At 50.6% G+C, this 1,253-nt stretch carries 1 protein-coding gene; it reads left to right on the top strand.

Going from position 1 to position 1,253, the window contains the following annotated elements:
• Positions 1–74: 74 nt before the first annotated feature.
• On the top strand, positions 75–1,253 hold a 1,179-nt coding region (locus ACR2PX_RS14500; RefSeq protein ID WP_434000070.1), incomplete at its 3' end, for a hypothetical protein.

Genomic DNA, 1,253 nt, shown 5'->3' with positions numbered 1-1,253 from the left:
TTAACAACATCCGGAATACCGTAAATAACCAAGTTCAACAAAATCTGAAGAACAGCCCATATAACCAGGCCAACATGCAGCAGTGGCATCAGAATATGCACGCGCAGGGGGCGGCTGAAACACAGCAGCGCATTCAACAACAAGCATCAGCGGCTCGTGCTGAAGCGGAGAGACGGAAAACGGCAGAGCAGCCCAGTTCTTCAGCGGCTGACGTGGTGGAGGTTTTTGAAGTGGGTGGAATGAGGGTTGAGCGCCACCTCAACAAGATGGAAGAGCACCGCATTTACACCGGGGCCAGAGGACGAACCCTTGAAATTGTTAGCGTCGATAGTTGGGACGACTGGAAGCCGAATTATTCAGAGGAGAAAGAGCCCGAGAAAAAACCCAAGGACTCCCGACCTCTGGATCGGTATTCAGAGCGGATTGTGTTGAAGCGCCATCCCGTCATAGAGGGCAGAAACCCATGGGCTGCAAGAAGAGACTACATCGCCAGAGTTGAGTATCTGGAGTCCCACCTTAACGACATTGATGCGTGGGTGGATATTCTCGATTTCCTCAACCTTAAGGCCAACACCGACTTCGGAAAGGGCTTGAAAGATTACGTTATTTCCAAGATCGCATGGTTGGAAGACCAACAGGCCAAGCAGCAAAAGATAGAGGCTGAGCTGGCGGCATTGGGAGATGAACTTGATATCGATGAAGATTGGGGAGACGACGAAGACTTGGGAGCAGATCTGCTCTCTGATCAAACTTTAGCAACTGATCACTGTACTTCCGAAACCTGCCCTTTCTATCAGCTTTCCCATACCGGAGTCTTATTGGCTGGCCCTCTTTCCGCCATTGCTGACAGCTCTCAGATCCTGACCGGAACAGATTGGGCTCTGATGTTTGAAAACCTGGGACAATGGCTTAAACCTGCTCCACAAGTGACTGCCAGAGCGATTCCTCTATCAGCCTTGTTCTGGCCAGCGTCTTTATCGGATAACGCTGATCTGAAGTTTCATCATGAAAAGCTCAACTACCAGGGGAAAGATCACTCAGGCCTGCCTGTATACCACAACTCTCAGGGGCATCCCATTGATGTCCTGACACTCCAATCAAACACAGTGATGCTGCCCAACGGCATTGGCCTGACATGGATCCCTGAAAAGCCCCCTGAAATAGGTGTTGAAGGTTACCCCGATGACCCGGATGCCCAACAAGTCATTATTTACACAACCCCCATTAGTGAGGCTTCAGGCCCGATATCCCTT

The sequence above is a fragment of the Endozoicomonas sp. genome, assembly GCF_051008435.1.
GTDB lineage: Bacteria > Pseudomonadota > Gammaproteobacteria > Pseudomonadales > Endozoicomonadaceae > Endozoicomonas_A.
The sequence above is the reverse complement of the archived record's forward strand: the minus strand, read 5'-3'. Positions and strand labels throughout refer to the sequence as shown.